The organism is Nostoc favosum CHAB5714 (assembly GCF_020829495.1).
In the GTDB taxonomy this organism is placed as follows: domain Bacteria; phylum Cyanobacteriota; class Cyanobacteriia; order Cyanobacteriales; family Nostocaceae; genus Nostoc; species Nostoc favosum.
Genome location: NZ_JAIVFQ010000235.1, coordinates 1 through 2368 on the forward strand (window position 1 = coordinate 1; position 2368 = coordinate 2368).

4 protein-coding genes are annotated in these 2368 nt (G+C 41.6%); 1 reads left to right on the forward strand and 3 read right to left on the reverse strand.

From position 1 onward, the window contains the following. The coding region (locus LC586_RS40250; protein ID WP_229491345.1) for a WCX domain-containing protein at positions 1–255 on the forward strand (255 nt) is incomplete at its 5' end. A gap of 23 nt (positions 256–278) precedes the next feature. On the opposite strand, the gene LC586_RS40255 is transcribed toward LC586_RS40250, so the two are convergent. From LC586_RS40255 to LC586_RS40265, 3 genes are all read right to left on the reverse strand, one after another. After that, positions 279–458, reverse strand: a complete 180-nt coding sequence (locus LC586_RS40255) for a hypothetical protein (RefSeq protein WP_229491346.1) — start codon at positions 456–458, stop codon at positions 279–281. Between the two features lie 115 nt (positions 459–573). Beyond that, on the reverse strand, positions 574–1239 hold the full coding sequence (locus LC586_RS40260; protein ID WP_229491347.1) for a hypothetical protein: 666 nt from the start codon (positions 1237–1239) through the stop codon (positions 574–576). A gap of 37 nt (positions 1240–1276) precedes the next feature. Continuing rightward, positions 1277–2182 carry a hypothetical protein gene (locus tag LC586_RS40265; protein WP_229491348.1) on the reverse strand — a complete coding sequence of 302 codons (906 nt, stop codon included), beginning with the start codon at positions 2180–2182 and terminating at the stop codon, positions 1277–1279. Positions 2183–2368 lie beyond the last annotated feature (186 nt).

Genomic DNA, 2368 nt, shown 5'->3' on the forward strand with positions numbered 1-2368 from the left:
TTCTTTCCTGATGTTATGGTGTTTATTCAAGAAGGCGAAAAACGCCATAAAAGCCAGAAAATTTCTTTTGGAGCGAAAACTCCAGATGGAAAACCAAGCTACCTAGATTACAGACTCAAACTTCCATCGCGATCGCTGACGGAATTTAGCCGTTGGGTTTATCGCTTTATGGGTAGCGCTCAATTCCTTACACCCAAGGAATTGGTGGAAAAACACAAGCAAGCTGCTCAGGAATTGCTTGCTCGTTATCTTTGAACTATTGGCATCTCCTTTCTTTTCTAGCCGTAATTGATTAAATGCTTGGTTATAGCGATCGCAATCCTCTGCTTCCGCACCCACTCAAACCAAGCGCTCACTTGGGTTGTTACCACGTTCTTACCCTTAGCCCCACTGCGGCTGCCATTGATAAACAATCCCGTGGGATTATCACACCACCCCTCCTGCACAACTTCCTTCACACGAGCGATATCTGCGCTAAGCTGCTACGTGTTTACGCATCCTGAACATTTGCCTACTATCTCTTGTTACCCCCAAACAAGGCTCTGGGTTAATCCGTAATCGTTTTAATTCAGCCTACTTTGATCGTTGCTCTAATTTTTGCCGTAGCAAACCAGCCAAGGGTACACCTGCATCTACTAGCCGATACACTAGGTCAGAGTAATGTTGCAAAGTAGCTGTGCGATCCCTAATTTGTTTTTCAAAATTGTTCCATATCCGTTGCAGCAATTCGGCTGTTCTCTCGCCGTTATCTCGTTCTTGCCAAAGTGGATGAGTACTTGCGTTTACACATTGAGTTAGCCATCCCAGTGTAGGTTCTGGTGCAAATTGCCATCCCGAACTGCTCAACATTGTTATCAGGTAGCTGAAAGCCTCGGGGTTATGTCCAATAACTTCTACCCACTTCTCTATAATGTCGGAGAATAGAGCAGCATGAGACCATTCTTCTTTGAACCAACACTTGCCAAGTTGAACAAAGAGGATGCGTGATAAAATATCAGATATTTCGTTGCTGAGGTAATTATGTTTAGACTCCTCCACAACCTCTGAACTATCAAGTACCCAATTACATATTTCTCTCCATCCTGATATTGCTTCAGTTGTCAGCGGTTCTAAATATGCAATGTGGTATTCGATGTAACCATCTAAAAGGTCTTTTGTTATACGTGGTGCTTTTGACCAGCAATTTCGGACGGGGTTAAGGATATGTTGACATGCTTCTTCATAACTAAGCGATCGCATTAGGTATGATGCCCATCTGAGGAAGGAATAATTCCACTCAACAAGTAACTAAATTTTGTGTTTGTGCCCATTCAAAATCAGCAATTAAAATAGCTGCTGCAACACTAGCTATTGCTTCTAAACGTCTAGTAATCTGCTCAGTATTTTCATATGATAGGGAGAAATCTTCAGCTTGTTGAAGTTCTTTGACAGATGCTACTGCTTGCTCAATCGTCATATCATCTGTGGCTGTTCCTTGTTCAATTGTTTTTTGTGCCCACATACATAAACCGAGCCAGCTTTGTAACTTGGAGATAGGGTTAAGCTCAACTTCATTACGCTTTCTGATATCTTCAGGAGGCTCAACCCATATGATCTGTTTATCTCCTACGTCTTTTATCCTGTAATTTGCCCGATTACCATAAGCCTGATAATTCTCCATCCGCTCTCTAATAATGGCAATAGCTTCTGCATTTTCTGTTTCATGTTGGTAACAAAAAGGAAGATTTTCTGTGAATTTGGCGATTGCTTCCTCAACCGTAAATCTTAAGCTTTCATCGTTAGAAAGAATATAAAGTTGTGCAAGATGTCTAGCTTCTAAAGCTCGCTGCGGTCTTTTATTACGTTTCTCAATCAATTCGTAAATCCATTTAACTGAAGGACGCTCAAATTCTGGTAAAATTTTCCACGGATTACTATGGTCATTAACCCATCGGCTTATGTCCATTTCCCAGACAGCGGGGGAACTAATAATTGGTATTGCTGCTCTCAGGCATTTATCTGGGTAAGCCAGAGTAATAGCAAGACAAATACCCAAGACAGCTACGCAGTTACTACCAAGTAAAATCTTCTCGAAAAGTTCTTCTACATTTCTGCCGGCTTCAATTTGTCTCTCCATCCATACTTCGAGAGCCATTAGTGCCGAAAGAACCGGATATGGCCCCAACACGCTTTTCGTAGTCACTTCCACCACCTCCAGTAGAAACGGGGCTTGCAACCTTGGTCATATCATTTCTCAATTAGTTAGGGACTTGCAAGAAAATAAAATACCAGTTAAACAGGCACAATAGTAATATCCCATTTGGGTAATGTTTCAGAAGGCTGCCATAGAGTTTGGTACTGTTCTAACTCTTGTGATAAAACTTTGATT